Raw genomic sequence first — 3,382 nt, 5'->3', positions numbered from 1 at the left:
ACGACATACGAACCGTGCAGGAACTCCTTGGGCACAAGGATGTTAGAACGACAATGATCTACACCCATGTTCTGAACCGTGGTGGCCGTGGCGTTCGCAGCCCTGCGGATTTCGATAGTTTCCATTCCTAATAACGTGCGCACGTTGTTAAGAATCGTTCCTGATAAACACTAGTTATCCGACTGAGATTGCATGATGCACAACCGATTTGCGGACGATCTCGTTCGCACATTGGCCAAGACTGGAGGTTTCGTACTAGCGTCGCCAGAATCTCTCGATTGGGCCTGTTCTCTTGATGTCGAAGACCAGATCGCGTTGTACGGCCTACTCCGCGACGAGTCGCAGCGCATCGAGGACGAATGGCGCTACGACTTCATTGATCTCGTCGAGATTGACGACGACTTGTTGCCCGATCCATCGTAGAAGTTGCCACTCGTGCATATCGCGGTAGAAAGAACCGAGTCGACTCTTAAACTTGCAGTCGCCTATTGCTTGGCTAACGCTGTGGCTTGCTTCCCAGACACCAACCTGCCAATGACACCGGCGGATAACCATGGATTGCACCGGAGTCGGGCTTGCGGCTGTTGGTTAGCAATGGACAATCAAACTTCCCGACCCGTTGAATCCGGACGTTATGCGGCAAAAGCGGTGATCCATTCGCTCAATTCCGTCGTTGTCCCATCGACGTCAAACGAGCCTTCCCATGAATTATACAACTGGTTTACTCACATCCCTCCTTCTGATGCCACCCGCGATCGTCGGCGGCGTCATCGCCCTTCATCGCCTCACGCGACAGCATGCCCGCCCACTGACACGCCGATTCCTCCGCAGTCATGTTGAAGGATCGCGGGCGTGGCATCTGTACGTGTCGTCCACTTTCATCGCTGCATCGGCGTGGCCAGCGATTTATTGCGTCACGAACTTCATTTCACAGCTGTACCACCACACATTTGACCTAAAGTACGAACTCCAAACAGGTGTCATCGGCCTACGCATCGCCAGCTTGCTGCTTGGATACCGGAGCATCCACGTAGCGCTTCGCTCGTTCGTCCCATTTTCCCGTCGATACCTTTACGACGTCGGCTTGGCTTCGGAAACGCTACCAGATTCCACCGCAAAACTGTCTCCCTACCGACTTGGACGGCTGATCTGCACGCAGTACTTCCTCTACCTCATCCCAATCTGCTTGCTTTGGGCTTGCGCAATTAAAGGTGTCAGCACTCTTCCCATTGTCGCGTTGAACTGGGCATTGTTCTTCATCGTAGACGATTGGAATATAATTGCCGACAACCTCGTTCTCATGCGCGGTGACATTATCCGCAAACACTACTGGCGTGTTTCAGTCGCCAACATGGTCATTGGTGGACTCTTTCTTTACGCATGCTACGAATTCGGTGGTGCGTTCGATTCAAAGGCTCCGCAAAAAGAACTGTGGGTCATGCTCGGCGGCGCCTACGGCTGTCTCATTGTTCTTTTCACTCCCTTCTGGCAGAAGATACACAGGCTTCCCGCATTGCCTCGCGTTAGTCATGTTCTCAGCTCAAATCAGCCGCATAAATCGGGTACCCGCACCGGCCTTGGATGACGTTTCTGTTCGTAGCCTCGCAGCTTGGACCGGAAGATGTCCGGGTGGCGAATTGGAACAGACCCGGCGCTTACGCACATCTTCGCAGGCTTCCTCCCCACGATTGGTCGCCCAACCGCAGTTGCCCTCGTCTCGTACTTCCCTTTTCAGAAAGATCATCGGATAATGACCTCCGAAAGTTTCCAGTCTCGTACAGGGGACTCTCACCCCACAACAACACGCCCGTGCCGGGCGTACACAATCGTTGGAGCGGTCCGGCTTATCATCTTCCCAATCGACGTCGCAGGAGGAGGCGGTAAAGGTACCTTGAGTTGAGCGGTCAGCAGCAAAGACGCCGACCGCTCAACTCACGGTACCTGCACGAACCAATCCGCTTCAAATGTGTCGTTGACCTCAACCATTAATTCTCCCCCTTCACTTTTAGGTTGACGTAAATGACCAAATCCTCGGATATGTCCCAATACAAGGCTGGCTCTCTCTTCGAGGCTCCTCGAAGCGATCAATTCCACGAACAGATGGCCTGTATCGGAACAAACGGCGGTCCTTACGAGTTTGATGCATTTGCCTTCGGTTACTTCGATGCCGCTCGTCGACTTCGCGATTCAATTGATGCGGATGACACGTTGATTGACGTCTTACTCTATCCAATGGCTTTCCTTTACCGCCAAGGCTTGGAATTGTCGATCAAACACCTGATCTATTTTCTGTCCGAATTCTATGGCGGTGGTGGCCCAAAACTCAGGCACGGGCTACTCGATAATTGGAGAACGGCTCGTGACCTACTCGAAACACACGCCACCCACAACCCTTATGGCGAATTAAATGCATCGCAACTTGACGGCATCGAATTGCTCATCACGGATTTCGACGGATTCGATCCGAACAGCTTCGTATTCCGCTATCCCGAAAGCAAATCTCGCGAAGTCTATATTCAAGGGTTCTCTCGCATTGATGTTGCGAAGCTCAATTCGATAATGGAAACTGCGGTGGACTGGTTTGATTCGGTATTGATTGGAACACGTGAAGACATGATCGTGTAAATCGCAGATAACAGTATGATGCACGCGGAGCCGCCGACGGCGTGTTTTTTGAAGTCACGATCAGTCCGGCGGCCCGATGATCATTGGCGATACCAGATTTTATAGAAAATCCCCTCTCTAGAAAGAGGTGGACCGTCGAACATCGACTGGCCCTGTGGGGCCTTGGGGATGAAAAGCGTGTCGGGTAATTCTCTGGGAAGTTTTGGCTCCATCTTGCTATCGAGATCAAAATCGATGTGGTGAGGTCAACGTCCATGCTTTAGTGTCTGAGCCAATCAAGCCCATCCACCGCCTTAGCGTTGCAACTTCAGACGCAAGACTCGGCAGATTTTTGCTGCCGTCGACAAATTGATGCTCCGTTCGCCGTTGGCAAATCGGCTGATTTGAATCGGTGCGATACCTGCTTCTTTTGCGATCGCATAGAAAGATCGTCCGTCATTCTGAATCGCAGCGCGTAGCTGACAGCGGATATCTTCCGGCTGCCACTGCCGGAGAAACTCGCGATCCTCCAAATTGCTTCGAAAGACAATCTCTTTGTCCTCGACTTGCTCGAATCCCAGAGTGAGCCACTTTTCGATCGGGATCAAATCATCGTCCGCAGCGACGATCCCTAGCGCGCAGAACGACTCCGCCAACGCTTCAATTGCCTGTTCAGCTGCATTGGTTTTACGGAAAATCGGTTGGATATCGAGTTCGTTGATGTATAGAAAATTACGCCAACCGGGTTCGATCTCCAACTCATCCCGATCGATCGCCA

The 3,382-nt window shown here is 52.2% G+C and carries 5 protein-coding genes; 4 read left to right on the top strand and 1 reads right to left on the bottom strand.

All coding sequences use genetic code 11. From position 1 onward, the window contains the following. The 4 genes from AC5DDB_RS29885 to AC5DDB_RS29870 form a co-directional block, all read left to right on the top strand. Positions 1-131 (top strand): tyrosine-type recombinase/integrase (locus tag AC5DDB_RS29885; RefSeq protein WP_491743434.1); only part of this gene is annotated, 131 nt, incomplete at its 5' end. A 61-nt stretch (positions 132-192) separates the two neighbouring features. Beyond that, on the top strand, positions 193-423 hold the full coding sequence (locus AC5DDB_RS29880) for a hypothetical protein (protein WP_491743433.1): 231 nt from the start codon (positions 193-195) through the stop codon (positions 421-423). 280 nt (positions 424-703) lie between these two features. Then, positions 704-1,585, top strand: coding sequence for a hypothetical protein (locus AC5DDB_RS29875; RefSeq protein ID WP_491743432.1), 882 nt, complete (start codon positions 704-706; stop codon positions 1,583-1,585). Between the two features lie 434 nt (positions 1,586-2,019). Then, positions 2,020-2,625 (top strand): hypothetical protein, encoded by a 606-nt coding sequence (locus tag AC5DDB_RS29870; protein WP_491743431.1) that lies wholly within the window; start codon positions 2,020-2,022, stop codon positions 2,623-2,625. 293 nt (positions 2,626-2,918) lie between these two features. On the opposite strand, the gene AC5DDB_RS29865 is transcribed toward AC5DDB_RS29870, so the two are convergent. Then, positions 2,919-3,382 (bottom strand): helix-turn-helix domain-containing protein (locus AC5DDB_RS29865; protein ID WP_491743430.1); only part of this gene is annotated, 464 nt, incomplete at its 5' end.

It is taken from the genome of Thalassoroseus sp. (genome assembly GCF_984380535.1).
This window is presented reverse-complemented; position numbering and strand designations above follow the sequence as displayed.